Below are 26,682 nucleotides of genomic sequence, written 5' to 3'. Positions count from 1 at the left end.
CTGTATCACTCCCAACATCAAGCAGAAATGAGGCATGGCACATGGCAACAGTATTGCCGAAGGTCCCGGTCGTCATCGTCGGGATGGGCTGGCTCGGCGGCATCATCGCGGCGGAGCTGACGAAGCAAGGCGTGAAGGTCGTCGGACTCGAGCGGGGCAAGCCGCGCAGCACGCAAGACTACTATATGGTGCATGACGAGCTGCGGTATGCGCAGCGGTACGATCTCATGCAGGATTTGTCCAGGGAGACGATCACGTTCCGCAATACCGACAAAATGGCGGCCGTCCCGATGCGCGAATACGGCTCGTTCCTTCTCGGGGAAGGGTTGGGCGGCGCGGGCATTCACTGGAACGGACAGACGTACCGGTTCCTCCCCTATGATTTCGAGATTTACAGCAAGACGGTAGAGCGGTACGGCAAGGCGAAAATCCCGGAGGCGATGACGCTGCAGGACTGGGGCATCACGTACGACGAATTGGAGCCGTACTTCGACAAGTTCGAGAAGATGGCGGGCATCTCCGGCGATCAGGAGCAAAATCCGCTGGTGGGCAAGCGGTCCAGTCCGTTCCCGACCAAGCCGATGATCAAAACGCCGGTGCTGAAAATGTTCGAGGATGCGACAAAGAAGCTCGGGTATCATCCCTACATGATGCCTTCGGCGAATTTGTCCGAGCAATATACGAACCCCGACGGCATTACGCGGGCCCCGTGCCAATATTGCGGCTACTGCGAGCGGTTCGGCTGCGAATACGGCGCGAAGGCCGATCCGGTCGTAACGGTGCTTCCGGTCGCGCAAAAAACCGGCAACCTGGAGCTTCGCACGTACTCGAACGTCGTCTCGGTGAAGAACGACGGCAAGAAAGCGACCGGCGTGGTCTACGTGAATACGGTGACCGGCGAGCAGTTCGAACAGCCGGCCGATATCGTCATCCTGGCCAGCTATGTATTCAATAATGTTCGGTTGCTGCTGACATCCAAGCTGGGCAAGCCGTACGATCCGGCGACGGGGAAGGGCGTCGTCGGCAAAAACTATTGCTACCAAACGAACGGTGGTGCGGCGACCGGATTTTTCGACGAGAAGCAGTTCAATCTGTTCGCCGGCGCGGGTTCGCTCGGCATGGAAATTCCCGATTACAACGGCGACAATTTCGACCACAGCAGCTTGAACTTCCTGCATGGAGCCGGCATTCGGATATCGCAGACGGGCCAGCGTCCGATCGCGACGAACTCGGTGCCGAAGGGGACGCCCGGGTGGGGTAAGGACTTCAAGCAAAAGTCGCTTCAATATGCGAACAGCGTGCTGTCCGTCAGCGCCCAAGGCTCCAGCCTGCCGTTTCGCCACCATTATCTGGACCTGGATCCTACATACAAGGATGTGTACGGTCTGCCGCTCGTCCGGATTACGTTCGACTTCGAGGAGCAGGACCGGCAAATGATCAAGTTTATCGCCACGAAAACGACGGAGATTATGAAAGAAATGGGCCCGACGACGATGGGCTCTTCGGACCAGCTCGGCCCGTACAATATCGTGCCGTACCAATCGACGCATAATACGGGCGGCGTTATCATGGGGGCGGATCCGTCTACTTCGGCGGTCAACTCGTACTTGCAGATGTGGGACGCGGAGAATTTGTTCGTTGTCGGAGCATCTGCGTTCGCTCACAACAGCGGCTATAATCCGACCGCGACGGTCGGGGCGCTTGCGTACCGCTGTGCGGAAGGTGTCTCTAAGTACATGAAGGAAGGCGGCATGCTCGTCTGATGGAGCAGGACGACTGGATCGCCCACTTGACCGAAGTACGCAAGCGGCTCATTCTCGTGGCGGGATGGTTCATCGCGACCTTGTGCGCCGGGCTGTACATATCGCCTTCCATTCTGCGGTTTATTAAATCCCGGCCGTCGGCGGCTCACATCGAGTGGAACGTCTTCTCGTTCACGGACGGGATTCTGATCTATATGAAGTGCGCGCTGCTGGTCGCGCTGCTATTCACGCTGCCGGTCTTGCTGCACCAGGCTTGGGCGTTCGTGCGCCCCGGCCTGACGAGCCGGGAGGCTAGAAGCACGTGGCCGTACATTCCGGCCGCCTTCGGGTTGTTCGTGACCGGCATGGCGTTCAGCTACTGGGTCGTATTCCCGATGATGCTCCGGTTTATGAAGAAAATGAATCAATCGATCGGCGCGACCGAAACGTACGGCATCGACCGGTATTTCGCCTTCCTGTTCGATATCGTGTTCCCGATGGCGGTGGCCTTCGAGCTGCCGGTCGTCATGCTGTTCCTGACCCGGATCGGGCTGCTCTCGCCGAGCCGGATCAAGGCGACGCGCAAGTATGCCTACCTCGGACTCGCGATTACCGGGTCGTGCATCTCGCCGCCGGATATGGTGTCCCACTTGTCGGTCACGGTGCCGCTCATCCTGCTGTTCGAGCTCAGCGTATTCGTGGCGAACCGGCAGTGGGTTGCGATTCGACGCAGCGCTTCAAATATTTAATGTCGTTAATAAAATGGCGAAAGGAGGCGATCCACCATGTTCAACAATATAGGCGTGTCCGGATTGATCATTATCCTGGCCATTGCGCTAATCGTGTTCGGGCCGGCCAAGCTGCCTCAGCTCGGACGGGCGTTCGGCGATACATTGAGAGAATTCCGCAACTCAACTCGCAATATCGTGGATGACGATCAGTCGTCGGAAACGGGTTCGGACATCAAGAAGCTTAGCTGAGCCGATTCTGAGCCGGTAGCGAGGCGAACTGAGCTTGGGATTCAGGCGGCCGCAACACAAAAGCAATTACTCGCAAGGTGCAGGCCAGCGCGTTACGACCGCGTTTGCCGATTCCGGGAAGCGCGGGTAATTGCTTTTTTGCTCTGAGTAGAGTATGATTCTGGTGCTTGTTTCCTGTTTACTAGAGATAGATGGGAGGTCGTTCCCGATGAAATCCAGATACATAGCCAGCTTGTCGCTCGCCGTGATGGCTTGCGGATTCATTGCGACCCTGTTCCTGCCGCACACTTGGTGGACGGAGCTGCTGAAGGGCGGGTTCGAGGCCGGCCTAGTAGGCGGCATCGCGGACTGGTTCGCGGTCACCGCGCTGTTCCGGCATCCGCTCGGCATTCCGATTCCGCATACGTCCTTGCTGCTGCGCAACAAGAATCGGATCGTCCAGTCGCTCGTCTCCGCCATGGAGAACGAGCTGCTCAATAAAGAGAGCATCGAGAGCAAGCTCCAGAAGTGGAACTTATTCCGCGCCGCCATAAACAAGCTGAACGTATTAATGGGCCGGAAGTCCGTTCGCCGCACAGTGGCCGACGTCGCGATCGGCCTCGTGACGCGTTTACCGCTAGAGCGCTTCGTGCCGCTCATCCGGTCCGGCCTAGCAGCCTTCGTGCGCCAGCTCGATCTGAAGCAAGCCGCCGACTCGCTCGTCACGCGTGCGCTGACGGACGGCTACGACGCCAAAGCCCTTGATTACGTGCTGGGGGAGGCTGGCGGATGGGCGGCCCGGCCGGAAACTCAGGCGCTGCTCGGACGGATCGCGAGCGAAAAGATCAATGAAGTGAAGCTCGGCGGGTTCATGGGGTTCGCGATCCAGGCGTTCGCGGGCTTCATGGACGAGGAGAAGCTCGGCAGCGTCCTGCAAAACATGCTGCTCTCCGCTCTTCGCGATCTGCAGCAGGAGGACAATGTGCACCGGGAGAAGCTGCTCCGGGAGCTGCGCGTCCAGCTGTTCCAGCTGGTCGACGACGAGACGCGACTTGACAGGATCAAGGAATGGGCGATTGCCCTGGCCGAAGGCGAAGCGGGGGAGCGGTTCCTGCTCGAGCGGCTCGAGGACCTGCGCCGGCTTGCGCTGGACATGCTCGAGGCAGAGCGTTCGAGCGGCGGAAGACGGCTGTTCGCGGCTTATTCCGCCGTCGTGCGGCATCTTAGCCGGGATGCCGACTTGATCGCCGCATGGGAGGCGCGATTGACCGCCTACATCATCCATCTGGTGGAGACGAACCATTACCGGATCGGCCAACTGGTGAAGGAGAATGTCGATCAGATGGATGACGCCTCCCTCGTCCGCATGCTGGAAGAGAAGGTGGGCAAGGACTTGCAATGGATTCGCGTCAACGGGGCGCTTTGCGGCTTTATCGTCGGCATTGCGCTTACATTGATTCAGCTATAGCCGCCATGATGCCAGAGCACGATTCGGATGGGGAGGCTCACTCCCGGACCGGATCGTGCTTTTTTAGCGAAGGCCCGCGTCACTTTGCGGTTTTAGCCCTCGGGAGAGGAATTTGTGCACCAACGTCGAATACGTCTGGGATACAGATGCCGAGAAGGAGCCGATTCGATGACGAAGGAATCTTCATCTCTCAAACCGGAAGTACAAGCCTATTTGGACCGCATTCGCTATGAAGGCCCGCTCGACGGCAGTCTGGACGCTTTGTCCCGGCTGCAGGACGCGCACTTGCATGCGGTACCTTACGAGAATTTCGATATATTGAACGGAGTGCCGCTCTCGCTACACATCCCCGATCTGCAGGCCAAGATCGTCGACCGGCGCCGGGGAGGATTTTGCTTCGAGCTGAACGCCTTGTTCGGCTGGCTGCTGCGGGAGCTGGGCTACGAGGTGACCGATCTGATGGCGCGTTTCTGGCGCGACGAGCCGAACCCGCCGCCGAAACGCCGCCATCAAGTGCTCCACGTCGTTATCGACGGGAAAGCCTACTTGAGCGACGTCGGAGTGGGCGGGATCGTTCCGCGGTTTCCGGTGCTGCTGCAGGAAGGGCTCGAGCAGCCTCAGGGGAGCGAGACCTATCGAATGGACCGCGATCCGTACTTCGGCTGGCTGCTGTGCGAGCTGAAGCATGGAGAGTGGCAGCGCATCTACTCGTTCACCGAGGAGCCGCAGCTGCCCCAGGACTTCCTGATGCCCTCCTATTGGTGCGAGCACGCGCCGGACTCGATCTTCCGCAAAAATCCGATGGTGGCGATCCGCACGCGAGAAGGCCGCAATACGATTGCAGCCGGCGAGTTCCGGATATTCACTGCGGAAGGTGTGAAGACGTTCACTCCCGACTCGAAGGAGGCCTATCACGAAGCGCTGCGCACCCATTTCGGCATCGTGACGGAGTATGCTCCGTCCGTTCCGTCGGGTGAGCGGGCGTAGAAGGGAGGCTGACCGTGGAGAAGCCGAAAGTGTTCATCGGATCGTCCCGGGAAGCGCTGGAGCTCGTCAATGCCGTGCACGAGCTTCTGCATTATTACGCCGAGGTGACGCCCTGGCCGGCGGCCTTCACCGCGGGCCGGTATCCGATGGAGGACCTGGAGCGGCAAGTAGAGACGAGCGATTTCGCGGTGTTCATCTTCTCCCCCGACGATGTCGTGATGTTGCGGGACAAGGTCTACTTGTCGCCCCGCGACAACAGCATGCTGGAGCTCGGCATGTTCTGGGGCCGCCTGAAGCGCGAGCGGGTGTTCTTCATCGTTCCCGCCGAGACCGAATCGGAACGGGGCGGCACCCGGATCGACGGGTTTCACATCCCTTCCGATCTGAACGGCTTGACCCTGCTGCACTATGAGATCCGGCACGACCGCAACAACCGGGCCGCGGTCAACATCGCCTGCTCCCATATCATCGCCAGAATTCGGGAGCTGGGCTCCTATCGCGATCCGAGCGTCCAGTTGCAGGCGGTCGAGGAGAAGCTGCAGCGGAAGCAGCAAGTGCTCGAGTTCATCCATGCGCTCCTGGAAGTGAACGCCCCGAAGCCGGCAGCCTATGAGAAGCTGTACGAGGCGTTCCGGTTCTGCTACAACATCTCCTCCTTGAAGGGGGGCCGGCTCCGAGGAGCGGCCGTCTGGGTGCCTGAGGGCGACGAAGGCATCCGGCAGGTGGCGGGCAACGTAGGCAAAGGCCGGTTTTATTCCTTCCGCGCTTACGACTCGAGACGCCAGGACGAGCAGCGCATCGGCGTGCTGGATGCCTTCCTGAACGACAAGGTGCAGTTCCTGCTCTACAAGGAGCATATTGCTTATGAATATTTGCTGTGTTATTCTGTGGGTAGGAAGCTGGTCATGACGATGCATGTGACGGTACCGTATCTCGTCTCTCCCGACGATCTCTCGAGAGTCGAAGAGGAGAACCGCGATTTGCTCGACGCGGTACACTATTTATTCGGAGGGGATGCACATGAATAAGCGACAAGCTAAGCTGGGCGGTGCGAATGCGGCGAAGAGAACCGAGAGCCCCCGCAAGGTCGTGGCTCCTTCTCTTAACGGCGGGGCGGATAAGGAATACATGGTCGTGTTCGAGAAGAAGGCCGTGTACAACAAGCCGTCGTTCGCCCGATAGTCCTTATAGCCCTATAATCCGATAGCGACCCTCTGGGTCGCTTTTTTACATGTACCCGATTCGCAGAGAAGAACATTTTCTTTCTTGCACAGGGCGGCACGCATTCTGCTATAATAGGCTTTGGAACCTTCTGCCGAATGAAGCTGACAAAATGAACAAGAACTCCAATGAGGATGGTGGGTCGGATGAAGACGATCGGATTTATCGATTATTTCCTAGAAGAATGGCATGCGGAGAAATACCCGGCCTGGATCGAAGCCGCTTCCGGCGGAACGATGAAGGTGGCTTATGCGTACGGGAAGATCGACTCGCCCAAAGGACTGACGAATGCGGCCTGGTGCGAGAAGAAGGGGATCGAGCTGTTGCCGACGATCGACGCGGTCGTAGAGAAGAGCGACTACTTGATCGTCCTGTCGCCGGACAATCCGGAATTCCACGCGGAGCTGGCGGAGCTGCCGCTTCAATCCGGCAAGCGGACATACATCGACAAGACGTTCGCGCCTGACCGTCAAACTGCGCTCCAGCTGTTCGAAGCGGCCGAAAAGCACGGCACGCCGATGTATTCCACGTCTGCACTTCGCTTCGCAACCGAGTATATGGAGGCCGACCGTACCGGCATCGAGACGATCTGCAGCCTCGGTCCCGGGCGGCTCGACAACTACAGCATCCACCAGATCGAGCCGATCATCTCGCTGATGGGGACGGACGTCCGCCGCGTCATGTACACCGGCACGGCCCACTCGCCGGCGCTCCTGCTCGCCTTCGGGGACGGGAGACAGGCGACGGTCAATCAGTTCGGCCCGGAAGTCCCGTTCAGCATGGTGTTGAACTACGCGTCGGGACAGGCGAAGGTCGTGAAGCCGGAGTCCAACTTCTTCCAGCTGTTCATCGCCAATCTCGTGAAGTTCTTCGAGACCGGCGAGTCGAATGTGGATCCGAGGGAAACGGTAGCCATCATCACGGTCATCGAGCAAGGAATCAAGGCGATGCATACGCCTCATCAGTGGGTGGACATGCCTCGGGCTTAATCGCAGATAGGCAGATCGAAGATCAACCCTGTATGAACGAAGAACCTGGAGCCGTGCAACGCGCTCCAGGTTCTTCCTGTTTTATTAGGCCGATACGAGCACCGGGGGGGGCGGGTTGCTAGAGCGGCCCGGATGGGAGAAAATAGAGAAAAGGAGCCTGTTCTCATGAAATTCTCATGTTGATCGTGTACAGTTAGGTAAGCGCGGATAGGAAGTGGAACCATGAAATCGGTGTTGCTGATCGAGGATGAAAAAAATTTGGCCATGTTCATCGAACTGGAGCTGAGGCACGAGTCGTTCGCCGTAACCGTCGCGTATGACGGAATATCCGGATTGGAGCTGGCATTGCGGCAGGAATGGGACCTCATCTTACTGGATATCATGCTCCCGAAGCTTAACGGCCTCGATGTGTGCCGGCGAATCCGGGAGGCCAAGAATACGCCGATTCTAATGCTGACGGCGCGGGACGGCGTCACGGACCGGGTGACCGGTCTCAACCTCGGCGCGGACGATTACATTGCGAAACCGTTCGCGTTCGAGGAGCTGCTCGCGCGGATCCGTGCCATTCTGCGGCGTCAGGAGCGGGCGGAGGGGGCGCCGTCCCATCAAGTGCTGACGATTGCCGACTTGCGCATCGATGTGGAAGCCCGAACGGCGACGAAGGGTGACCAGCCGCTCGAGTTAACGAGACGGGAGTTCGATCTGCTCGTCTTCCTCGCCCAGAATCCGAACATCGTCCTGTCGCGCGATACGCTGCTGGACAAAGTATGGGGATTCGATGCGGAAGTCGCTGGGAACGTAGTCGATGTGTATATCCGCTATTTGCGCAGCAAGCTGGATACGCCCGGTGAAGAAAGTGTAATCCACACCGTCCGCGGCATCGGGTACGTCATGCGATGAGACAGGTGATCCAACGCTGGCTCACGCGATTGCCCGTCAAGTGGAAAATGGCGCTCTGGTCTTCCATTACGCTGTTCGTTCTGTTCGCCGCGTATAATGTAGCGCAATATATTACCGTCACGCAATGGATGCTGAACGAAGAGAAGCAGGCGATCCAGCGCAGTATGGCGGAGCTCCAAAACTATTACCGCGACAAGCAATCGGGCATGAACGTCTCCGAGCTTTTGAACAGCCGCAGCTTCCTGGCTACAATGAACGAGAGGAACCAGATGATCCGTATTTTGGACGCCGAGGGGAATCCTCTAATTACTGTTTCGAACCATTTTCATACGGATAAGCTGGCACCGCGTTCGGTATCGCAGACGGAGCTGACGACGATGGGACATGGAGATGAAAGCTGGCTCGTGATGCGCAGCCCCCTCGAGGCTGGGGTGTTCCGCGGCACGATCGAGATCGTGAATAACATCGATCCGTTCGAGAGGCTGACGGGCATGATCGTCTGGGTCATGATCGCTTCGGGCATTTTCGGCTTGTTTTTGAGCGCTTTGGGCAGTCTAATGCTTGTACGGCAGCTGCTGAGGCCGATCCATTCCTTGACGGAGACGATCCAGAATGTCAAACGGCGAGGGTTGCACGAGCGGGTCGAACACCACGGCGCGAACGATGAGTTCAGCCGGCTGACCGGATTGTTCAACGAGCTCTTAAGCGAACTGGAGACGTCGTTCAAGCAGCAAAAGCAGTTCGTGGAGGACGCTTCGCACGAGCTGCGGACGCCGGTCTCGATCGTGAAGGGCCATCTGGGCCTGCTGCTGCGCTGGGGAAAGGACGATCCGCAGGTTTTGGACAAGTCGCTGGCCGTCTCGCTGCAGGAGATCGAGCGATTGGAAGTCATCGTTCGCGAGCTGATCGAGCTAAACCGGGCGGAGAATGATGCCGATCCGGCTCCGCTTATGCGGCTGCAGCCGACCGAGTCGATCGAGCATGCAGCGCGACTGTTTCGCGTTCTCCACCCTGATTTTGTATTCGATACGGAGCTGAGCGCCATCCCGGCTGCATGCACGATACGGGCAGCCGCCCGCCAACTGGAGCAAATCCTGCTCATCCTGCTCGACAATGCGGTCAAGTATTCGGAGGATCGTAAGCGGGTTCGTCTCGTCGGAGAACTGCGGGACGGTCGGCTGAGCATTTCCGTGGTAGACCAGGGCATTGGGATTCCGGCAGATGAGCTGCCCCGCGTGTTCGACCGGTTCTATAGAGTGGACAAAGCACGCAGCCGGGAGAAGGGCGGCTCCGGTCTCGGCCTGTCGATCGCCAAGCGGCTTGTGCAGCTGAACGGCGGGGAAATCGCCATTGAAAGCGAAGAGGGAGTCCGAACTCGGGTCCGGCTGATGTTCCCTGCTGGAGATCCAGATGAAGAAAGGAGACGCCTATGAGCGAGAACAGATGGTTGATTTTATCGGGCAGCTACGGAGATGGTCATGAACAAGCGGCCCGTGCGATCGTTCAATCCGCGGGCGAGCTTCACCCCGATGTGAAGATCGACCTGGTCGACTACACGGAATGGACACATCCCTACCTGCACCGGATCAGCCGTTCTCTTTATTTGCATGGGATGAAGAAGTTCCCTTCCGTGTACGGCTATATTTATAATGCGACCAAAAATGAAAATACGCTGTCCAAGCTGCTCAAGAAAGGTAACCGCCTAGGCAGCTCCCGCCTCGTGCGGCTCTTGCGGGAAGCGAAGCCTGCCCTCGTGGTCTCCACGTTTCCCCTCGCCGCGGGAGCGATGTCGATTCTGAAGCAGTACGGGCTGACTGACGCGAGAACGGCTACGGTCATCACGGATCATTCACACCATAATCATTGGATTTACCCGCATACGGACTTGTACTTGGTAGGATCGGAATATGTGAAGACCAGCTTAGCGGGGAAGGGGATCGGCCCGAAACACATCGAAGCGTCGGGTATCCCGATCCGCCGGGACTTCCGCGAGTCTTACGACAAGCCGCTCATCCGGCAAAAGCACGGGCTGGATCCGGAGCTGCCCACATTGCTGTGGATGGGCGGGGGGTACGGATTGTTCGGGGACGCCGTTGCCCTCGTCCGCGGGCTGGAGCGGCTGTCCTGCCGGCTGCAGCTCGTCATCGTGTGCGGCCGCAATCGGGCCGTGGAGATGAGATTGGGGGAGGCAGCACGGCGATCGAAGCATTCGATCCATGTCAAAGGCTACGTCGACTATGTGGCGGAACTGATGGCCGCAGCCGATCTGCTGGTGACGAAACCGGGAGGACTGTCGACTTCGGAAGCGCTGGCGATGGGGCTGCCCATGGTGTTGTACAATGCATTGCCCGGGCAAGAGGAGGATAACGCGAGATTTCTAGTCCACTCGGGGGTGGCGGCCGAAGCCAATTTGGGCCATTCCTTGACTGACATGATCGACCGCCTCATCCGCGATCCGGAGCGGCTGCGGGTGATGCAAGAGAAGGCGATGGAGCTGGAGAGAAAACACGCCGCCCCTGATGCGGTGCGTCGTTTGTGGCAGCTTCAGCACGAGGCCAGCTATCGCTCCGTCGAACAGCTCCAGCCCTCGTGGTAATGGTCTATCGGATGTTGCATGCCTCTCATAACACTTTACACAAACGGGAGATGGCGAGATGAAGCATGCGTTTTGGATTTTGATCGTGTTCGTAAACGTCTATACGGTAATCCCGACTCTGGTCATCCGAGGATTGGGGGTCGGCGCACATAAAGAACAAACGGGGCGCGGGATCGCGTTGACGTTCGATGACGGTCCCGACCCTAGGTTCACGCCTCAGCTGCTCGACCTGCTCAAGCGATACCGGATCAAGGCGACATTCTTCGTCCTGGGCGCAAAGGCCGAACAGTATCCGGAGCTCATCCGCCGAATGCACGAGGACGGCCACCTTGTTGGCATACATAACTACAGCCACCGCTCGAATGCGATCATGTCCCCATGGACGGTCAGGCAGCAGTTGAATCGTGCCGCCTATACGATTGAGAACATTATCGGGTCGAAGCCGCTTCATTATCGGCCCCCTTGGGGAGTGTTCAACCTGTTTGACTTTTGGCTGCTGCAGCGGTACCGCATTATCCTATGGTCGGTGATCGTGGGAGATTGGGTAAGCGCCGCCGGGGCCGATACGATCAAGGAACGGCTGCTCGAGGCTTGCAAGGAAGGAGCGATCATCGTGCTGCATGACAGCGGCGAGACGCTGGGCGCCGATGAGGACGCGCCTCGGCATATGCTTCAAGCGCTTCAGCTGTTTCTCGACCAAGTTTGCCCGGCGAACATGGCATTCGTCAGAATTGATGAGATCGGAAGCCAGGCGGAACGGCAATCGGGACCTTTTGCGTCCTAGCCGGTTCTCCCGGCTTTTTTAATGTCGGATCCTTAGACTCGCACTCTACCATCTCGGCGCCGGATCGTTTACAATACAGGTTGAGATCATGAGGGAGGACTATTACATGTCGGCATACGAAACGAAAAGCATGGAGGAGCTAAGGGACTTCGAGCGGAGCCTCGAGCAGCAATATGCGGTGTGCAAGGAACGGAAGCTGAAGCTGGATATGTCGCGAGGCAAGCCGTGCCCGGAGCAGCTGGACTTGTCGAGCGGCCTGTTAGACGCCGTGAATTCCGCAGGAGGCTGGATCGCAAGGGATGGTACGGATGCCCGCAATTACGGCGGGCTCGACGGCCTGCCGGAGACGAAGGAGCTCTTCGCCGAGCTGCTGGACGTCCGCCCGGAGGAGATTCTCGTTGGAGGTACTTCCAGCCTGACGCTGATGCATGATACCGTGGCCCGGGCGATGTTGCACGGAGTGCGCGGAAGCGAGCTGCCTTGGTGCCGGCTGCCGAAGGTGAAATTTTTGTGCCCAAGCCCGGGCTATGACCGGCACTTCGCCATCTGCGAGCTGTTCGGCATTGAGATGATCGTGATCGACCTGGTCGAAGGCGGACCGGACATGGACCGGGTTGAGGCGCTCGTGGCCGAGGACGATTCGATCAAAGGGATCTGGTGCGTGCCCAAATACAGCAACCCGGACGGAGGTACGTACTCGGACGAAACGGTGGGCCGTCTGGCGTCGATGAAGACGAAAGCGGCCGATTTCCGCGTGTTCTGGGACGAAGCTTATACGGTGCATCATCTGACCGACCGGCCGGACCCGCTTCGGAATATGCTGGAAGCGTGCAAAGACGCAGGCAATGCGGACCGGGTGTTCATCTTCAGCTCGACGTCCAAGATCAGCTTCTCCGGCGCGGGCGTGGCGGTCATGGCAGCGAGCGTCGACAATTTGAACACGATCCGCAAGCAGCTGAGCGTCCAGACGATCGGGCCAGACAAGCTGAACCAGCTGCGTCATGTGAAGTTTTTTCAAACAAAGGCGCGCGTTCTGGAGCATATGGCCAAGCACGCCGACATTCTTCGGCCGAAGTTCGAGCTCATTCTGCGAACGCTGGAAGCCGAGCTCGGCGGGAAACGGATCGCGACATGGACGAAGCCGAACGGCGGTTATTTCATCAGCCTGAATACGCTGGACGGCTGCGCCAAGGAAGTGGTCCGTCTCGCCGCCGAGGCCGGTGTGACGCTCACCCAAGCAGGGGCTACGTTCCCGTACGGGCACGACCCGCGCGACCGGAACATCCGGATCGCACCTTCATACCCGTCCTTGGCGGAGCTGGGGCGCGCGCTGGAAGTGCTGTGCCTGTGCGTCCGGCTCGTCAGCGTGAAGCGGCTGCTCGCGGGATGAGCGGACAGATGAGAGAGGAGGCGGGCGGATGGAGAGCTTGCCCTGCCAAGGGTGCCGCGGCTTATGCTGCGGCCCGGTGCCGGTTACGGAGCAGGAGCTGAAGGAGATCAAGCGCAAGGTGAAAGCGATGCCGGCCAAGAAGCGATCGGAGCTCGAACAGCAGCAGCGGTTGCGAGGCACATGCATATTCTACGACGCGGAAGGCGACAAGTGCGGCATTCATGCCTTCCGTCCGTCGATCTGCCGGGCGTTCGGCTTGCACAGCAACCTAGTCTGCTTCCGCAACCCGAAGGCGGCTGCCGGCAAGCCGTGGGTTGCGAAGGCCGCCCCGGCCGGCATCCTGTCGGTTGATTTCACGTGGGCCGATTTCAAGTAGTTAGCAGCCCGGGTCGACGAACCGAACGGTTCGCTGATCCGGGCTCGTCTGCGAGGCGGCGAACTCGAGCAGCCGTTCGCCTTCGTCTGCAATTGCCTGGCGATCCTCCTCGGAGAGCGGGGTGAACGGCTCGACCTCCAGCACCGCCGCCTTGCGCTTCGCCTCGAGGCGCCACAGGCCGCGGACGAAGCCGTCAACCAGGATCGTCGCCCGGATGATGCCGTTCTCGGTAAAGACGCGCGGCTTGTCCGCTTCGGCCATAATGCGGGACCGGTCGTCGAAGGACAACAGCATGTTGTCGAACTCGCCGAGGAATCGGGGTGGAGCCGGCGTGTCCGGATCGGGCCTCGGCGCATCCGGCAAGTCGAACAGCTCGTTCCCCTGTTCGTCCTGAAACACGAGCAGCCGGTCCCGGAGCGGCTCGAACGCTTCGCGCAGGCGAGTGAGGCCCGACCACACCTGCATGTCCTTGACCGTGGCCGGCCCGAAGGCGCCCAAGTAGCGCAGGACGAGCTCCTCCAGCTCGGCCGGCGTCTCGGTGCGGCCGAGCCAAGCTTCCGCGGTCGTGTGCGCCGCCTGTCCGCTCTGGCCCCAGATGCCGCGCGGCGGCACCTGGACGAGCGGGACGGCGGTGCGCACCGCCATCGCGAGCGCATGGGCGTCCCGGTCCGGCCACCGCTCGCGCATCCGCTTGCCCAGCTCGCCGAGCGTCAGCGGCTGCGCTTCTACGAGCGCTCGGCCCTCGCCCGCGAGCGCGTCCATGTCCAGGCCGGCCAGCTGCCGGCCGTAGGCGCCGTTCAGTCCGCGCTCGTGCACGGACTGGAGCAGGGGCCGCAGCGCGGAGCCGTCCCGCGCGCTGACGAGGTGGATCGTGGAGCGCATGAGGGACAGACGCACCGCGCTCCGCTCCAACATGCAGTTCGCCAGCGACTCCTGGCGAAAGCCGGCGAGCCGCGCCCACAAGCCGTAATACGGCGGATGGGGCGCTTGAGCCTGCAGGCCGACGAGATGCTCGAGCGCCTCGAGCGTGGGCAGCGTCGACCGTTCGAGCAGAAGCTGCCGGGCGAGCAGCGCCCGGTTCAGCGCCCGGCGCCCCAACACGCGCGCGCCCTCCCGGGTCGGCTCCAGGGGTCCGTCGCCCCCGACGAGCCTTCCATTCCGGCCATACCCGTCATACTCGCCATTCCCGCCATACCCGCTAATGCCGGCGTCAACCCCTGCAAGAGTTTTGCTGTCCATCCTCACACACTCCTAATGTTCCTGTCATTATTCATATTCCCATTATACTGGTGTCTCCTGACAACGGTTGTCAGTCGATCGGCGCCTTAATTCAGCATCGCATGGTGGCGGTATTCCTTCGGCGTCATGTCGGTGCTCTTCTTGAACAGCCGGCAAAAGTAGGAGAAGTTCGGGATGCCTACGCTAGCGCCGACCTGCTCGATCGAGATGGACTCCGTCTTGAGCAGCCAGCACGCTTGCCGGATGCGGCGCGCGATCAAGTAGTCCGTCAGGCTGCTGCCGGTCTCGAGCCGGAACAAATGCGAGACGTGATGCTTCGACAGATGCAGCGAGCTCGCGAGCGTCTCCAGATCGAACGGCTCGGCGTAATGCTCTTCGATCCATTGCATGATTTTCTCCACATGCCGCTCCGGCCTTGGGACCCGCAGAGCGGTGTCCGTGTCCGCCACCATGGGCTGCAGAAAGTCGAAGAGGGCCAAGAGCAGAAGCGACGCCGGTTCCACCGGCTCGGTCTCCGCCGCTCCACGCCTAGACAGATGGGGGGCGTAATGGGCGAGCAGTGCGTCCAAGTAAGCGATCCCGGTACCAGCCGATGCACCGGACTGGGGCTCCGTCTGAAACACCTGAACCGCCAGCTCGTCCTTCCACATATGCTCGAAGAAGCGGCGCAAGGCGGGAAACATTTGAAAGGCAGGGAAGTACCAGGCCGGCTCGAATGTAATCACCGTACGCTCGTAGGGGGTTAGCGGACTGACGTCGAAATGCACGCGATGCAGCTGGAAAGGCTGAACGAACATGATGCAGCCCGGCCCGAGCGTGTACATTTTCCGATTCAGGACCACGTGGCCCTCGCCCCGATGAACGATGAGGAGCTCGATCCCCCGGTGGTAATGGTAAAATCCCGCATAATCCTTTTTCGCAACATGGCGATACCGGTACTCCATATGCCGACCATCCAGAATATAATCATCCACCCGCATGCTCTCACCTCTGTATGACAACGTTTACATCTCTTCCATTATAGCAATACAGTGCCATTTTGTAACATTCGATTATAACTATTGTTTATCCCAGACTGATAAACTAAGGATAATCAGGTCCGGAGTTGTACGGAGTTGTGCTGCGTAGGCTGACAAGGAGGGATGGGCATGAGATTGTCTCAATTCGTCACGGAGCGGGAATGGACCGAAGTGGTCGACGAGATCAAGGATTTGTTGAAGGAAACGTACCACATCTCGGAGAGCGAAGCCGAATCGATCCTAAGCAAGAGCCGCGATCGAGCCGATGGCTTCATCGAGGACTACATGCCCTACATCCGGAATATTCAGGACATTCGGGGGAACATGAGAGACATGCTGGATTCGCAGCTGAAGCTTACGGTCGACAAGGAGCAGGAGCTGACGCTCAAAATGCGCAATGATGCGGCGGTCTGGCTTACGTTCGAATGCATGCGAAGATATTGCAAAAAAATCCCTTATTGATCCCACGCACGCACCGGAAATACACAAGGCCAGCAGTCGCTCAAAGAGTCGACTCTGGCTCTTCACATGGATATACGGCATGTCCGCTTATCCTTTCAAGAGCCCAAGCCTTTTCGCCTGCTCCTCGGTCAATATAAACTCCTCGTTCGGCCAAATCTCATCCTTCTGGTCTCTTCCGAACAGCCGCATGACCTCCGGCCAAATGCCTCTGTCCATCGCTTCCTTTGCGGTAATCATCACTTTCATCGCTCCGACCTCCTGTTCATATGGTAAATCTGAGCAAGGCTTCTCTTCATATTACCCGGAATCCGGATTCGTTAAAAGGGCGAAAGTATAGGCCGCACGGGAAAAGGAGATGATGGTGCTAGCAAACAAGTCGATTGGGAGGCGCTCATGGACAAAGCCGCAATCCTGCAACATTCGAAACAGAGGAAGCTGCTGCTCAGCGCGGGACTGAGCTGGATGTTCGACGCTATGGACGTGGGCCTCATCTCGTTCATCGTGGCCGCGCTCGCCGCGGAATGGCACTTGGGACCGCAGCAGATCGGCCTGCTGACGGCGATCAACTCCGTCGGCATGGCAGTCGGAGCGGCTGTCGCGGGATCGCTGGCCGACCGGTACGGACGCCGCGCCGTCCTGCTGTGGACGCTGCTCATCTTCTCCGCCGCCAGCGGGCTCTCCGCTCTGACGACAGGCTTCGCCGTTCTCTGCTTGCTCCGATTCGTCGCCGGCTTCGGCCTCGGGGGAGAGCTTCCGGTCGCCACTACGCTCGTATCCGAGACGGTGTCCGAACGCGAGCGGGGGAGAGCCGTCGTCCTGCTGGAGAGCTTTTGGGCTGTCGGGTGGATCGCGGCGGCGCTCATCGCCTACTTCGTCATTCCCGATTACGGGTGGCGGGTGGCGTTCGCGATCGGCGCCGTACCCGCGATCTATGCACTCTATCTGCGAAGAGCGATTCAGGACCCGCCGCGCTACACGCGCTTGCAGGAGCGCCGGCCGCTCGGCGAGCGCATCGCCGCGCTCTGGTCGAAGCGGTATCGCCGCTCGACCCTCATGCTGTGGGTGCTCTGGTTCACCGTCGTCTTCTCTTACTATGGGATGTTCCTCTGGCTGCCCACGGTTATGGTGATGAAGGGCTATACGCTCGTCAAAAGCTTCCAATACGTCCTGATCATTACGCTCGCCCAGCTGCCCGGCTATTTCACGGCCGCGTATTTGATCGAGAAGACGGGCCGTAAGTTCGTGTTGGCCGTTTTCTTACTCGGGACCGGCATCTGTGCGATCTGGTTCGGCAATGCTTGGACGGAGGGGATGCTGCTTGCGGCCGGCATGTGCTTGTCCTTTTTCAACCTCGGTGCCTGGGGTGCGATGTATGCCTATACTCCGGAGTTGTACCCGACTGCGATCCGCGCGACCGGCTCCGGCTTTGCCGCTTCGTTCGGACGCATCGGAGGGATCATCGGCCCCTACTTGGTAGGGTACTTGGTGGCGGGCAAGATGGCTGTCGGGGCGATCTTCATGATCTTCTTTACCGCGATCGTCATCGGAGCCATGGCGGTCCTGTTCCTGGGCCAAGAGACGAAGGGACAGCCGGTGGAGTAGGCCCGGGCGAGCTCGATTATCGGGTCGGGGCACTCGAAAGGGAAATGAGTTCGGTTTATAATAGGACATGCTGGATCGAACGATATGTCCGAAGGAGCGATTCCGATGGTTCCCGACCCGCCGCTGACCCAAGAATTCAGACCTTGCATTCAATATGCCGATATTCTGGACTATAAATTATGGAAGACGCCGCGCCGGATCATTACCGACTACATGCTGCTGTATATGCAGAAAGGGACGATCAAACTGACGATCGAGGAGAACGCCTTCGTCGTCACACCCGACACGTTCCTCTTCGTCCAACCGGGCGTCGTGCATCAGATCGAATCGTTATCCGCTGTCAGCGTAATGGCGCTGCATGTGGATCTGTTCCCTGCCGCAGGGAACGATTACCTCCCGATGGTCATCACCGTCGACGATGGGCAGTCCCCTCCGGTCGAACACCTGCAGCCTTCTTTTGCTGCCTTCGCGGGCGTCTCGGTGCCCGTCTTGCTCCAGCCCTCGAAGCCGGATTGGATGAAGGAGACGCTCGGGAGTCTCATCGAGCTATGGAGCCGCAAGACGGCGATCGACCTGCTGCAGGCGCATCTCCATGCGGCCGAACTCTTCATCGAACTCATTAAAGACACGACCTCTCCCGGCTCAGGCGAGCGCAAAAGCTTGACCGATCTGTCCTGGGTGCCGGCCTACATGCAATACCGGCTGGCCGAGACGCTGTCCGTAGAGGAAATGGCCCGCAAAGCGTATATGTCCCGTTCGTACTTCTCCTTGCTGTTCCGAACGCAGTTCGGCGCGGCCCCGCATCAATATTTGCTTCGTCTGCGTCTGGACACCGCGGCAGACCTGCTGCGGGGTACGGCGCTGCCGCTGCAGGAGATCGCCGACAGCTGCGGCTTCTCGAGCGTGCATCATTTCTCCAAGATGTTCAAACTCCGATTCGGGTTTCCGCCCAGCCAGCTCCGAAACACGACGCAGGACAAGACGTTTTGATAAAAGCCGAGTGCATTTTGACATAGCCATTCCGATTCCCGGCCCCCTATAATGAAGCGAGAATGCTAAATCTAGGATTAGTAGATAAGGGAGAGGGATACGGTGAGCGAACAAGTTACTTATGAATTGAAACGAGAGGTCCGTCCTTACGCATCGGCGGATGTCGTCGTCATTGGCGGCGGACCGGCCGGAACGGCGGCTGCGATCAGCGCGGCCCGGCGGGGGAAGCAAGTCATTTTGCTCGAGAAGTCGGCGCAGCTCGGAGGGATGGGGACGCTCGGCAACGTAAGCATCTTCATGCCCATCGGCAATGTCACCGGTATCTATCGCGAGCTGATCGCCGAAGTGCTGGCGGACTATTTGCCCGAGCAGCACGACACCTCGATCGCTCCGCAATATTCTCCGTTCATCCTGAGGCATTATTTGAACGAGAAGATGAAGAAGGAAGGCGTCCGGGTGATGTATCACACCGAATTCGTCGGTGCCGTCCGCGAGGGGGGGCGGATCAAGGCCGTCATCGCTTCCACCCGGCAGGGCTTGGTCGCGTTCGAGGGCCGGCAATTCATCGACTGCACGGGGGATGCCCGGGTGGCGATCGACGCCGGCGTCCCCTACACGTCGGGGCGGGACGAAGACGGGCTGACGCAGCCGATGACGCTTATGTTCATGATGCAGAACACCGGGAAGCCGGTGACGCCGATATTGCCGGAAGGCTGTTATTATTACGAGCGCAAGGAAGATTTGCCGCAGGGCCGGCATCTGTTCTGGGAACGGAACCAGCAGGGCACGCTGCTCGTGAACATGACGCGGGTGAAGGGCAACGGAGCGAAGATCGAAGACGTGAATTATGCCGAGATGGAATCGCTGCGTCAAGTGTTCTCCATCGTTAACTACTTGCAGCGCAACGGCTTCGAGACGTATGTATTGTCTCATGTGGCGAACCAGATCGGGGTGCGGGAGACGAATCAGATTCGCGGGCTGTACACCCTGACCGAGCAGGATGTCGTAGGGGGGCGCCGTTTCGAGGATGTCGTGGCCCAGACGAACTATGAGATCGATATTCACAGCCCTGACGGGAAGAAGACGACCGACGAGCGCCACGTGAGCGGCTACGACATCCCGTATCGCTGCATGGTATCCGCCGAACTTGACAATTTGCTCGTTGCCGGGCGCTCCATCTCGGCCACACATGTGGCCATGTCGTCGATGCGCGTGCAGCCGACCTGTTACGCCCTCGGGCAAGCAGCCGGCATCGCCGCCACGCTGGCGATGGATGAGGCGTGCGACGTGAGAAGCATCCCGATGCAAGCCCTGCATGACGGTTTGCAGGAGATGAACGTCGTGTTCGTCAAGTAATCCGGCAGTAGACGAAGAAGGCCGCCCGATCTCGATAATGATCCGGCGGCCTTTAATAATCCCTCTATACTTTCCGATCCGCAAATTTACGATAATTCTTCGTCACCGCGACGGGTTGGCTGCCCATTAAGTAGTAACGGTCCTTGGCCTTCCATGTGTGCGTGCTTTTATTCTTTCTGCGAATATAGACGTAGTTATAAGGCGAGGCGGCGTATACCGGGTACCCTTTTTCGCGGCATTTCCTCAAAAATCTCACATCTTCGCCCAGGGAAACATCGGGAAACCATACGTGCTTCAGGACGCTTCTCCGGAATAGGATCGTTCCTCCCTGAACGAAATCCGCAAATTTATGCTGCTCGCGGGGAGAGCGGATGATCAGTCTCTTGCTTGCCGCCAGATAGACCAGACACGCATGTTTGCCCACAACCGAGCTTCGTTTACGTACGAGCGCCTTGACCTGTTCCCGCAAATAGTACGGAGAGTAATAATCGTCGTGATCGAACTTGGCTATCAGGGGAAATTTGGCTTTGAAGATGCCGCAATTCAAGCATTGGCCTAACGAAACATTCTCCTGTACCTGATACACGGATACGTTCGGATAAGCGGAAGCCTTTTGGCGATATGTTCTCAATCGCAGACGATCGTTATTGAGGATAATAATTAATTCTTTGTGTCGGTAGCGTTGATCGCCGTAATTGGATAAAATATTGTCGATGAATTCGGGGCGGTTCGTACATGTGATAATCGACACTCCTGCTTTAGTCAAAATGTCCCCCCCTTTGTTCGTTATCCCATCTTATGAACATCCGGACAAACGTGTCTGGTCAAAAACCCGCCTCCTCGAAAATAAGAAAAATAAATTTGGTTCCAGCGTATCCTATAGGAGAGTTCATTCGTCTACCGATTAGAAGACCGTAATCACGCTTGTAGTGGAGGAGATGCCGAATGATCGTGTCCGATACGACGACGCAGTTGCAGGCTGCGCTTAGCCGTTACTGTCAATCCCTCACGGGGAATCGATGGGAAGCCGAAGATTTGGTTCAAGATACATGGGTGAAGGCGATCCGCACGATCCAGGGGGACGGCCATCCGAATCCGGAGGCGTTCCTGCTGCGGGTGGCGAGGAATGCCTGGGTAGACCGGCTGCGCCGCAAAGGAGTTCAGACATCGGCGCTGCAGCAAGCCGAGGGGCCTCGGAAGCAGGAGGAGGCGGGCGCCTTGTTCGAGCTCGAGGCGGCGTTCCACGCGCTGGCGCGCCATCTGTCCCCTCTGCAGCGGGCGGTATTCCTGCTGCGGGACGTGCTGGACTACACCGCCGCGGAGACCGCGAGACTGCTCGAGACGACGGAAGGCGCGGTCAAGGCGGCGCTGCATCGTGCGCGGCACGCCCTGGAGGAGGTCCGGCGCGAGCTGCGGGACGATGAGCCGGAGATGCCGCTCGAGGGACCTATGCGCGCCTGGCTGCATACGCTGGCGCAAGCTTACCTCGCCGGGGACGTGGTCACGCTGGTCCGCTTGGCGCAACGCGGCGACGTCGAGCCGATTATGGCCATCCGCCTGGCTGAGACGCGCATTCGGCAGGCGCCCCAGACCGCGCGGCGCATACGCGCGAGCGACCCGGCCCGGATGGCGGCTTAACTGCCCTCCGCGCACGGAAAGTCAACAGGCTCTTGCACCGCGGGAAGCGGGCAAGAGCCTGTTGCAGTTTCGGCCTCAGAGCGTGACGATCACTTCATCGATGATGCCGTACGCTTTCGCCTCCTCTGCCGACATGAAGTAGTCGCGGTCCATATCCATCGCGACCTTTTCCAGCGGCTGGCCCGTGCGTTCCGCCGTGATGCGGTTCAGCCGCTCGCGGATGCCGAGGATGCGATTCGCGCTGATCGCGATGTCGCTCGCCTGGCCTTGCGTGCCGCCGTGCGGCTGATGGATCATGATCTCGCTGTTCGGCAGCGAGAACCGCTTGCCCTTCGCGCCGGCGAGCAGCAGGATCGCCGCGAACGAAGCCGCGAACCCGGTGCAGATCGTATGCACCTTCGGTTTGATGTATTGCATCGTGTCATAGATGGCGAAGCCGGCCGTGGTCGAGCCCCCCGGGCTGTTGATGTACATGTAGATGTCTTTGTCCGGATCTTCCGCCGTCAAGAACAGCAGCTGCGCGACGATGCTGTTGGCGATCGGATCGTCGATGGCCGAGCCGAGGAAGACGATGCGGTCTTTCAGCAGGCGGGAATAAATGTCGTACGACCGCTCTCCGCGGTTCGATTGTTCGACGACGTAAGGAATGTATGTGCTCATGGAAGCACCTCCTGATGGGGTTGGAAGTTTCAGAACTCAATGGGAAGACGAAGAGGGGGAGTCAAAGGATACGGGGCTTCAAGCGGCGAATTTGCGCGCAGGTGAGGCTCATCTTCCAGGGGTTGAAACCCGCGGTCCGGTGTGCTAACATGTAGGGAATTGAACACAAGCTGTTTCCTAGGGTTCCGCGGCCGCTACGGCGAGCCGGCCTGGTCCGAGGGGAGACACGCGGCCGCCGCCGGCCGCGCATACACGGAGGGACAAAAGCCCGGGAGAACATCGTCCATTGGACGGTATCTCTCGCGCTTTTTTATTTGTTCCAATTTGTGGGGTAATTTAAGTCTGGGGGGAGTCAGCATGAATCGCAATTGGATGTATGTGTTCGGTTCGGCCATCTTCGAAGTAATGTGGGTGATCGGATTGAAGCACGCCGAGACGGCCTGGGAATGGATCGGGACGGGGATCGCCATTCTAGTCAGCTTTTACGGGTTGATGTCGGCCAGCAAGGAGCTGCCGGTCGGGACGGTATACGCCGTATTCGTCGGCTTGGGAACGGCGGGGACGGTCGGCGTCGATTTGTTGATCTTTCATGAGCCGTGGACGCCTTTGAAGCTCATCCTGCTCCTCGTCCTGCTGGTCGGGGTTATCGGGCTCAAGATGAGCTCCAAGGAGTCGGAGGAGAATACAACGGGCGAAACACAGGAGAAGGGAGCGGGTACCTAATGGCATGGGCGTCTTTGATTTTAGCCGGATTATGCGAGGTGTTCGGGGTCTCGATGATGAACCGCTGGGTGAGGGACCGCCGATGGACGACGATGATGCTCTTGGCGGGCGGCTTCGCGCTCAGCTTCTTTTGTCTGTCGGTTGCGATGAAAGAACTGCCGATGGGGACGGCGTACGCGATCTGGACCGGGATCGGCACAGCCGGAGGCACTTTGCTCGGCATGTGGGTTTACGGGGAGTCGCGGAATTGGAAGCGGGTGTTGTTCATCGTGCTTATTTTAGGGTCGGCGGTCGTACTAAAAGCAATTGCATAGGTGCAAAATGGCCCGGCATTATGTACAATAAAGGGGATGTAACGGCTTCCAAAGCCATTATTGGGATGGGGAGGAATGGAAGATGAGAGTCGGGAATGGCACGCACGTGTATGAAGTCGCGGAAGGATGGGCGAAAGTCCCGTCAAGTGTGACGCTTGGGTACACCCACGGCATCGTCGTCGATGGTGAAGACAATGTGTACGTATTCCACACCGGGACGCCTTCGGTTGTGAAGTTTAATGCCCAGGGCGAGTATTTGACTTCGTGGGGCGAGCAGTTCGAGGGCGGGGCTCACGGGTTCTACCTGCACAAGGAAGGCGAGCAGGAATTCCTGTATATCACGGATACGAAGCGCGGTGTCATGGAGAAGCTGACCACCGACGGGCAGGCCCTGCTTACACTTGGCACGCCGGATCTCCCGGATGTGTACAGCGAGGACCGCAAATACGTCCCGACCGACGTCTGCGTAGCTCCGAACGGCGACATTTATGTGACGGACGGCTATGGCCAGCACTACATTCACCAATACGATGCGCGCGGCGGTTATATCCGCTCTTGGGGCGGAACGGGCTCCGATCCGGGGCGTATGAAGTGCCCTCATGGTATCTCGATCGACCTTCGCGGGCCGGAACCGGAGCTGTACGTCGCGGATCGCGGCAACTTCCGCATCCAGGTGTTCACCTTGGACGGGGTACATAAGAGGTTCATCGTCGACGACATGGATATGCCGTGCAGCTTTTACTACGACGGCGACGAAGTGTTCTTCCCGGATCTCCACAGCAGGGTTACGATCTTCGACAAGAACGATCGGCTCATTACCCATCTGGGCGAGGACCAGCAAGCGTACAAGAAGGAAGGGTGGCCGAACTTGCCGCTTGACTATTTCCGTCCGAACAAATTCAGCTCTCCGCATGGCGTATGCGTCGATTCGCAGCATAATGTCTATGTGGCCGAGTGGACGAAGGACGGACGCATCACGAAGCTGATTCGCCAATAGGGCGGTCAGACGACTTATTCAATCGGGAAAAGAGGACTTATTCGCATGATCGATCATATCGTACTTGTCAAATTCGCGGAGACCACGACCCAGGAGCAGCTCACCGAAGTAGTGACCCGGTTCCGGGCGCTTCGCCCCCACTTGAAGGGCGTCGTAGACCTGCAGGCCGGAATTAACTTTTCGGAGAAAAGCCAAGGGTATCAAGTGCTGCTCTCCGTTCGATTCGAGGATCGGGCCGCGTTGGAGGCATACGGACCGAACCCTGAGCATCAGGCGGTGGCGGCGTTTATCCGCGAGGTAGGACGAGTCGACAGCATAATTGCAGATATTGAAATATAAAAAGGTTCAGCGAGAGAGCAAGGTTTGCGCCGAGAGGTGCGGATCTTGCTTTTTTGCTCTTTTCAGGTCAAGGGGAAGTGCGGTATACTCAAAAAAGTAAGTGGTTACTCACAAAAATAAGAAGGAGGAGTTCCCCGTGAATCTCACCGTCCAGGTAGAGGACGTCAGCAAAAGCTTCGGCTCCCGGCCTGTGCTCCGCCATGTGAGTCTAGAGGTCGAGAGCGGTCAAATCTACGGCTTGATCGGACCGTCCGGCGCCGGGAAGACGACGCTCGTCAAGCTGCTCGTCGGGATGGACTTGCCGGATTCCGGCACGGTGCGCGTGCTGGACACGAAGGTGCCGAATCTGGATCTGCTGCAATCCATCGGCTATATGGCCCAATCCGATGCGCTGTACACGGAGCTGACCGGCGCGGAGAACTTGAAGTTCTTCGCCTCGCTGTTCAAGTTGAACAAGGCCGAGCAAGCTGCGCGGATCGCCTATGCCGCCGAACTCGTGAAGCTGACGAACGAGCTGTCCAAGAAGGTCGGGGCGTACTCCGGCGGCATGAAACGGCGGCTGTCGCTCGCCATCGCGCTGATTCAAAACCCGAAGCTGCTCATCCTGGACGAACCGACAGTCGGCATCGATCCGGAGCTGCGGCTGCAAGTCTGGAACGAGCTTATCCGCTTGAAGGAGAGGGAAGGGAAGACGATTCTCGTTACGACCCACGTCATGGACGAGGCAGGCCGGTGCGACCGGTTGGCGATGGTGCGGGAAGGGCGGATCATCGCGCATGGGACGCCAGATTCGCTGATGAAGCTGTATGACGCGGATAGCTTGGAAGGCGTATTCCTGCAGGCAGGAGGGAGTGGCCGATGAGAACAGCCGCCTTAATCAAGCGAATTGCCCAGCAGCTCTTGCGGGATAAGCGGACGCTCGGACTGCTGTTCGTCGCGCCGCTCCTCGTCTTGTCGCTCATGTATGTGCTGTTCAACAGCAACAGTGCCGATCCCAAGCTGGGCGTAGTGGGCGTGGATCCGAGCATCGCGGAAGCATTGGCGAAGAGCGGATTGACCGTCACGAGCTATGCCGACGCCGATACGCAGACGCTGCTCGACGAGAAGCTCGACGGGCTGCTCAGGAAGACTGGGAACGGACTGGAGCTGACGCTGCTGAACAGCAACCCGACCAAGTCGCGTGCTCTGCAGATGAAGGCGACCCAGGCTTTGAGCGGCTTAGCTGCCGCTATCGGAGGCGGAGCCGTACCCGGTCTGAAACTGCCGGCACTGTCCACAACATACGTGTACGGGGATAGTGAAACGACCTTCTTCGATGTGGTCAGTCCGGTGCTGGTCGGTTTCTTCGTCTTTTTCTTCGTGTTCCTGATTTCCGGGATCGGCCTCCTGCGGGAACGGACAACCGGTACGCTGGAGCGGCTCATGTCGACTCCGATACGGCGCAGCGAGGTCATTACCGGCTACCTGATCGGCTACGGGATCTTCGCCGTCATCCAGACGTGCATCATCGTGCTTTACGCAACCACGGTGCTCGACATGACGCTGGTCGGCTCGATTTGGAACGTGCTGCTGATCAACCTGCTGATGGCGCTGGTCGCGCTGTCGCTCGGCATTCTGTTGTCGACATTTGCCTCGTCCGAATTCCAAATGGTACAATTTATACCGATCGTCGTCATTCCGCAAGTGTTTTTTGCCGGTATTTTTCCCGTGGAGGATATGGCGGGCTGGCTGCAGGCGATCGGTCGGATTATGCCGATTTATTACGGGGCGGATGCACTTAAGTCCGTTATGTACAAAGGACTCGGGATCGGCGATATCGCCTGGGACTTGCTGGCGCTCGTGTTGTACGCTGCCGTCTTCGTGACGCTGAATACGCTCGCCCTGAAGAAATATCGCAAGCTGTAACGGACAGCTGTGTGAGAAGGATAGGA

30 protein-coding genes and 1 riboswitch are annotated in these 26,682 nt (G+C 58.8%); of the genes, 25 read left to right on the top strand and 5 right to left on the bottom strand.

The features are described from left to right. Positions 1-41: 41 nt before the first annotated feature. The 14 genes from ACI5FR_RS14195 to ACI5FR_RS14130 all read left to right on the top strand — a co-directional run bounded on the left by ACI5FR_RS14195 (position 42) and on the right by ACI5FR_RS14130 (position 13,412). Positions 42-1,763, top strand: coding sequence for a GMC family oxidoreductase (locus tag ACI5FR_RS14195; RefSeq protein ID WP_405455251.1), 1,722 nt, complete (start codon positions 42-44; stop codon positions 1,761-1,763). Then, entirely contained in the window at positions 1,763-2,491 is a 729-nt protein-coding gene (tatC, locus tag ACI5FR_RS14190; RefSeq protein WP_405455249.1) for a twin-arginine translocase subunit TatC, read from the top strand. The genes ACI5FR_RS14195 and tatC overlap by 1 nt, the downstream gene beginning before the upstream one ends. 36 nt (positions 2,492-2,527) lie before the next feature. Next, positions 2,528-2,722: a twin-arginine translocase TatA/TatE family subunit gene (gene tatA / locus ACI5FR_RS14185; protein WP_405455247.1), complete on the top strand. Its 195-nt coding sequence runs from the start codon at positions 2,528-2,530 to the stop codon at positions 2,720-2,722. Positions 2,723-2,930: 208 nt separating this feature from the next. Beyond that, the gene (locus ACI5FR_RS14180; RefSeq protein ID WP_405455246.1) at positions 2,931-4,169 is read left to right on the top strand and encodes a DUF445 domain-containing protein; all 1,239 of its coding nucleotides are present in this window, start codon (positions 2,931-2,933) and stop codon (positions 4,167-4,169) included. Between the two features lie 168 nt (positions 4,170-4,337). Continuing rightward, the gene (locus ACI5FR_RS14175) at positions 4,338-5,156 is read left to right on the top strand and encodes an arylamine N-acetyltransferase family protein (protein ID WP_405455244.1); all 819 of its coding nucleotides are present in this window, start codon (positions 4,338-4,340) and stop codon (positions 5,154-5,156) included. Positions 5,157-5,170: 14 nt separating this feature from the next. Beyond that, positions 5,171-6,184 (top strand): TIR domain-containing protein, encoded by a 1,014-nt coding sequence (locus tag ACI5FR_RS14170; RefSeq protein ID WP_405455242.1) that lies wholly within the window; start codon positions 5,171-5,173, stop codon positions 6,182-6,184. Continuing rightward, positions 6,177-6,338: a hypothetical protein gene (locus tag ACI5FR_RS14165; RefSeq protein WP_405455240.1), complete on the top strand. Its 162-nt coding sequence runs from the start codon at positions 6,177-6,179 to the stop codon at positions 6,336-6,338. Before ACI5FR_RS14170 ends, ACI5FR_RS14165 begins: the two co-directional genes overlap by 8 nt. Positions 6,339-6,523: 185 nt before the next feature. Next, positions 6,524-7,366 carry a Gfo/Idh/MocA family oxidoreductase gene (locus ACI5FR_RS14160; protein ID WP_405455238.1) on the top strand — a complete coding sequence of 281 codons (843 nt, stop codon included), beginning with the start codon at positions 6,524-6,526 and terminating at the stop codon, positions 7,364-7,366. Positions 7,367-7,588: 222 nt separating this feature from the next. Further along, positions 7,589-8,266: a response regulator transcription factor gene (locus ACI5FR_RS14155; protein ID WP_405455236.1), complete on the top strand. Its 678-nt coding sequence runs from the start codon at positions 7,589-7,591 to the stop codon at positions 8,264-8,266. Continuing rightward, entirely contained in the window at positions 8,263-9,699 is a 1,437-nt protein-coding gene (locus tag ACI5FR_RS14150) for a HAMP domain-containing sensor histidine kinase (RefSeq protein WP_405455234.1), read from the top strand. The genes ACI5FR_RS14155 and ACI5FR_RS14150 overlap by 4 nt, the downstream gene beginning before the upstream one ends. Further along, positions 9,696-10,862 (top strand): MGDG synthase family glycosyltransferase, encoded by a 1,167-nt coding sequence (locus tag ACI5FR_RS14145; protein ID WP_405455232.1) that lies wholly within the window; start codon positions 9,696-9,698, stop codon positions 10,860-10,862. Before ACI5FR_RS14150 ends, ACI5FR_RS14145 begins: the two co-directional genes overlap by 4 nt. Before the next feature lie 58 nt (positions 10,863-10,920). Then, positions 10,921-11,646 carry a polysaccharide deacetylase family protein gene (locus tag ACI5FR_RS14140; protein ID WP_405455230.1) on the top strand — a complete coding sequence of 242 codons (726 nt, stop codon included), beginning with the start codon at positions 10,921-10,923 and terminating at the stop codon, positions 11,644-11,646. Between the two features lie 106 nt (positions 11,647-11,752). Then, entirely contained in the window at positions 11,753-13,036 is a 1,284-nt protein-coding gene (locus ACI5FR_RS14135) for an aspartate aminotransferase type Ic (protein WP_405455229.1), read from the top strand. Positions 13,037-13,064: 28 nt separating this feature from the next. Continuing rightward, a complete protein-coding gene (locus tag ACI5FR_RS14130; RefSeq protein WP_405455227.1) occupies positions 13,065-13,412 on the top strand; it encodes a YkgJ family cysteine cluster protein in 348 nt (115 codons plus the stop codon). On the opposite strand, the gene ACI5FR_RS14125 is transcribed toward ACI5FR_RS14130, so the two are convergent. Continuing rightward, complete coding sequence (locus ACI5FR_RS14125) at positions 13,413-14,651, bottom strand: winged helix DNA-binding domain-containing protein (RefSeq protein ID WP_405455225.1); 1,239 nt, start codon at positions 14,649-14,651, stop codon at positions 13,413-13,415. 86 nt (positions 14,652-14,737) lie between these two features. Continuing rightward, complete coding sequence (locus tag ACI5FR_RS14120) at positions 14,738-15,652, bottom strand: AraC family transcriptional regulator (RefSeq protein WP_405455223.1); 915 nt, start codon at positions 15,650-15,652, stop codon at positions 14,738-14,740. Between the two features lie 147 nt (positions 15,653-15,799). Between ACI5FR_RS14120 and ACI5FR_RS14115 the strand changes: the two genes are divergently transcribed. Continuing rightward, positions 15,800-16,132, top strand: a complete 333-nt coding sequence (locus ACI5FR_RS14115; RefSeq protein WP_405455221.1) for a hypothetical protein — start codon at positions 15,800-15,802, stop codon at positions 16,130-16,132. Positions 16,133-16,219: 87 nt separating this feature from the next. Here the strand turns inward: ACI5FR_RS14115 and ACI5FR_RS14110 are convergent, their stop codons facing one another. Beyond that, positions 16,220-16,378, bottom strand: a complete 159-nt coding sequence (locus tag ACI5FR_RS14110; protein ID WP_405455219.1) for a hypothetical protein — start codon at positions 16,376-16,378, stop codon at positions 16,220-16,222. Positions 16,379-16,525: 147 nt separating this feature from the next. Between ACI5FR_RS14110 and ACI5FR_RS14105 the strand changes: the two genes are divergently transcribed. The 3 genes from ACI5FR_RS14105 (at position 16,526) to ACI5FR_RS14095 (ending at position 20,080) form a co-directional block, all read left to right on the top strand. Further along, positions 16,526-17,734, top strand: a complete 1,209-nt coding sequence (locus ACI5FR_RS14105; protein ID WP_405455217.1) for an MFS transporter — start codon at positions 16,526-16,528, stop codon at positions 17,732-17,734. A 105-nt stretch (positions 17,735-17,839) separates the two neighbouring features. Then, positions 17,840-18,724 (top strand): AraC family transcriptional regulator, encoded by an 885-nt coding sequence (locus ACI5FR_RS14100; protein WP_405455215.1) that lies wholly within the window; start codon positions 17,840-17,842, stop codon positions 18,722-18,724. 102 nt (positions 18,725-18,826) lie between these two features. Then, positions 18,827-20,080, top strand: a complete 1,254-nt coding sequence (locus ACI5FR_RS14095) for an FAD-dependent oxidoreductase (RefSeq protein WP_405455213.1) — start codon at positions 18,827-18,829, stop codon at positions 20,078-20,080. A gap of 64 nt (positions 20,081-20,144) precedes the next feature. On the opposite strand, the gene ACI5FR_RS14090 is transcribed toward ACI5FR_RS14095, so the two are convergent. Beyond that, positions 20,145-20,846, bottom strand: coding sequence for a glycosyltransferase family 2 protein (locus tag ACI5FR_RS14090; protein WP_405455211.1), 702 nt, complete (start codon positions 20,844-20,846; stop codon positions 20,145-20,147). 179 nt (positions 20,847-21,025) lie between these two features. On the opposite strand from ACI5FR_RS14090, the gene ACI5FR_RS14085 reads away from it, so the two are divergent. Further along, entirely contained in the window at positions 21,026-21,718 is a 693-nt protein-coding gene (locus tag ACI5FR_RS14085; RefSeq protein WP_405455209.1) for an RNA polymerase sigma factor, read from the top strand. A 75-nt stretch (positions 21,719-21,793) separates the two neighbouring features. On the opposite strand, the gene clpP is transcribed toward ACI5FR_RS14085, so the two are convergent. Further along, the gene (gene clpP, locus ACI5FR_RS14080; protein WP_405455207.1) at positions 21,794-22,378 is read right to left on the bottom strand and encodes an ATP-dependent Clp endopeptidase proteolytic subunit ClpP; all 585 of its coding nucleotides are present in this window, start codon (positions 22,376-22,378) and stop codon (positions 21,794-21,796) included. A 166-nt stretch (positions 22,379-22,544) separates the two neighbouring features. Continuing rightward, positions 22,545-22,655, top strand: a riboswitch (guanidine-I (ykkC/yxkD leader). An 80-nt stretch (positions 22,656-22,735) separates the two neighbouring features. On the opposite strand from clpP, the gene ACI5FR_RS14075 reads away from it, so the two are divergent. The 6 genes from ACI5FR_RS14075 to ACI5FR_RS14050 all read left to right on the top strand — a co-directional run bounded on the left by ACI5FR_RS14075 (position 22,736) and on the right by ACI5FR_RS14050 (position 26,656). Then, the gene (locus tag ACI5FR_RS14075) at positions 22,736-23,101 is read left to right on the top strand and encodes a DMT family transporter (protein WP_405455205.1); all 366 of its coding nucleotides are present in this window, start codon (positions 22,736-22,738) and stop codon (positions 23,099-23,101) included. Next, entirely contained in the window at positions 23,101-23,415 is a 315-nt protein-coding gene (locus tag ACI5FR_RS14070) for a DMT family transporter (protein WP_405455204.1), read from the top strand. The genes ACI5FR_RS14075 and ACI5FR_RS14070 overlap by 1 nt, the downstream gene beginning before the upstream one ends. 82 nt (positions 23,416-23,497) lie before the next feature. Continuing rightward, positions 23,498-24,412, top strand: coding sequence for an NHL repeat-containing protein (locus ACI5FR_RS14065; protein WP_405455202.1), 915 nt, complete (start codon positions 23,498-23,500; stop codon positions 24,410-24,412). 45 nt (positions 24,413-24,457) lie between these two features. Further along, positions 24,458-24,751 (top strand): Dabb family protein, encoded by a 294-nt coding sequence (locus ACI5FR_RS14060; RefSeq protein WP_405455200.1) that lies wholly within the window; start codon positions 24,458-24,460, stop codon positions 24,749-24,751. A 136-nt stretch (positions 24,752-24,887) separates the two neighbouring features. Beyond that, positions 24,888-25,613, top strand: coding sequence for an ABC transporter ATP-binding protein (locus ACI5FR_RS14055; protein ID WP_405455198.1), 726 nt, complete (start codon positions 24,888-24,890; stop codon positions 25,611-25,613). Further along, positions 25,610-26,656, top strand: coding sequence for an ABC transporter permease (locus tag ACI5FR_RS14050; protein ID WP_405455196.1), 1,047 nt, complete (start codon positions 25,610-25,612; stop codon positions 26,654-26,656). Before ACI5FR_RS14055 ends, ACI5FR_RS14050 begins: the two co-directional genes overlap by 4 nt. The last annotated feature ends 26 nt before the right edge of the window (positions 26,657-26,682 follow it).

It is taken from the genome of Paenibacillus sp. HJGM_3 (assembly GCF_045062745.1).
Taxonomy (GTDB): domain Bacteria; phylum Bacillota; class Bacilli; order Paenibacillales; family NBRC-103111; genus Paenibacillus_AA.
The sequence above is the reverse complement of the archived record's forward strand: the minus strand, read 5'-3'. Positions and strand labels throughout refer to the sequence as shown.

Excerpts from the sequence above, each read along its gene's own strand:
- ACI5FR_RS14160 (WP_405455238.1), top strand. The coding sequence starts at position 6,524 with ATGAAGACGATCGGATTTATCGATTATTTCCTAGAAGAATGGCATGCG.
- ACI5FR_RS14140 (WP_405455230.1), top strand. The coding sequence starts at position 10,921 with ATGAAGCATGCGTTTTGGATTTTGATCGTGTTCGTAAACGTCTATACG.
- ACI5FR_RS14165 (WP_405455240.1), top strand. The coding sequence starts at position 6,177 with ATGAATAAGCGACAAGCTAAGCTGGGCGGTGCGAATGCGGCGAAGAGA.
- ACI5FR_RS14060 (WP_405455200.1), top strand. The coding sequence starts at position 24,458 with ATGATCGATCATATCGTACTTGTCAAATTCGCGGAGACCACGACCCAG.
- ACI5FR_RS14075 (WP_405455205.1), top strand. The coding sequence starts at position 22,736 with ATGAATCGCAATTGGATGTATGTGTTCGGTTCGGCCATCTTCGAAGTA.
- ACI5FR_RS14115 (WP_405455221.1), top strand. The coding sequence starts at position 15,800 with ATGAGATTGTCTCAATTCGTCACGGAGCGGGAATGGACCGAAGTGGTC.
- ACI5FR_RS14195 (WP_405455251.1), top strand. The coding sequence starts at position 42 with ATGGCAACAGTATTGCCGAAGGTCCCGGTCGTCATCGTCGGGATGGGC.
- ACI5FR_RS14125 (WP_405455225.1), bottom strand. The coding sequence starts at position 14,651 with ATGGACAGCAAAACTCTTGCAGGGGTTGACGCCGGCATTAGCGGGTAT.
- ACI5FR_RS14105 (WP_405455217.1), top strand. The coding sequence starts at position 16,526 with ATGGACAAAGCCGCAATCCTGCAACATTCGAAACAGAGGAAGCTGCTG.
- ACI5FR_RS14180 (WP_405455246.1), top strand. The coding sequence starts at position 2,931 with ATGAAATCCAGATACATAGCCAGCTTGTCGCTCGCCGTGATGGCTTGC.
- ACI5FR_RS14050 (WP_405455196.1), top strand. The coding sequence starts at position 25,610 with ATGAGAACAGCCGCCTTAATCAAGCGAATTGCCCAGCAGCTCTTGCGG.
- ACI5FR_RS14065 (WP_405455202.1), top strand. The coding sequence starts at position 23,498 with ATGAGAGTCGGGAATGGCACGCACGTGTATGAAGTCGCGGAAGGATGG.
- ACI5FR_RS14135 (WP_405455229.1), top strand. The coding sequence starts at position 11,753 with ATGTCGGCATACGAAACGAAAAGCATGGAGGAGCTAAGGGACTTCGAG.
- ACI5FR_RS14100 (WP_405455215.1), top strand. The coding sequence starts at position 17,840 with ATGGTTCCCGACCCGCCGCTGACCCAAGAATTCAGACCTTGCATTCAA.
- tatC (WP_405455249.1), top strand. The coding sequence starts at position 1,763 with ATGGAGCAGGACGACTGGATCGCCCACTTGACCGAAGTACGCAAGCGG.
- ACI5FR_RS14175 (WP_405455244.1), top strand. The coding sequence starts at position 4,338 with ATGACGAAGGAATCTTCATCTCTCAAACCGGAAGTACAAGCCTATTTG.
- ACI5FR_RS14070 (WP_405455204.1), top strand. The coding sequence starts at position 23,101 with ATGGCATGGGCGTCTTTGATTTTAGCCGGATTATGCGAGGTGTTCGGG.
- ACI5FR_RS14130 (WP_405455227.1), top strand. The coding sequence starts at position 13,065 with ATGGAGAGCTTGCCCTGCCAAGGGTGCCGCGGCTTATGCTGCGGCCCG.
- ACI5FR_RS14085 (WP_405455209.1), top strand. The coding sequence starts at position 21,026 with ATGATCGTGTCCGATACGACGACGCAGTTGCAGGCTGCGCTTAGCCGT.
- ACI5FR_RS14150 (WP_405455234.1), top strand. The coding sequence starts at position 8,263 with ATGAGACAGGTGATCCAACGCTGGCTCACGCGATTGCCCGTCAAGTGG.
- tatA (WP_405455247.1), top strand. The coding sequence starts at position 2,528 with ATGTTCAACAATATAGGCGTGTCCGGATTGATCATTATCCTGGCCATT.
- ACI5FR_RS14155 (WP_405455236.1), top strand. The coding sequence starts at position 7,589 with ATGAAATCGGTGTTGCTGATCGAGGATGAAAAAAATTTGGCCATGTTC.
- clpP (WP_405455207.1), bottom strand. The coding sequence starts at position 22,378 with ATGAGCACATACATTCCTTACGTCGTCGAACAATCGAACCGCGGAGAG.
- ACI5FR_RS14145 (WP_405455232.1), top strand. The coding sequence starts at position 9,696 with ATGAGCGAGAACAGATGGTTGATTTTATCGGGCAGCTACGGAGATGGT.
- ACI5FR_RS14110 (WP_405455219.1), bottom strand. The coding sequence starts at position 16,378 with ATGAAAGTGATGATTACCGCAAAGGAAGCGATGGACAGAGGCATTTGG.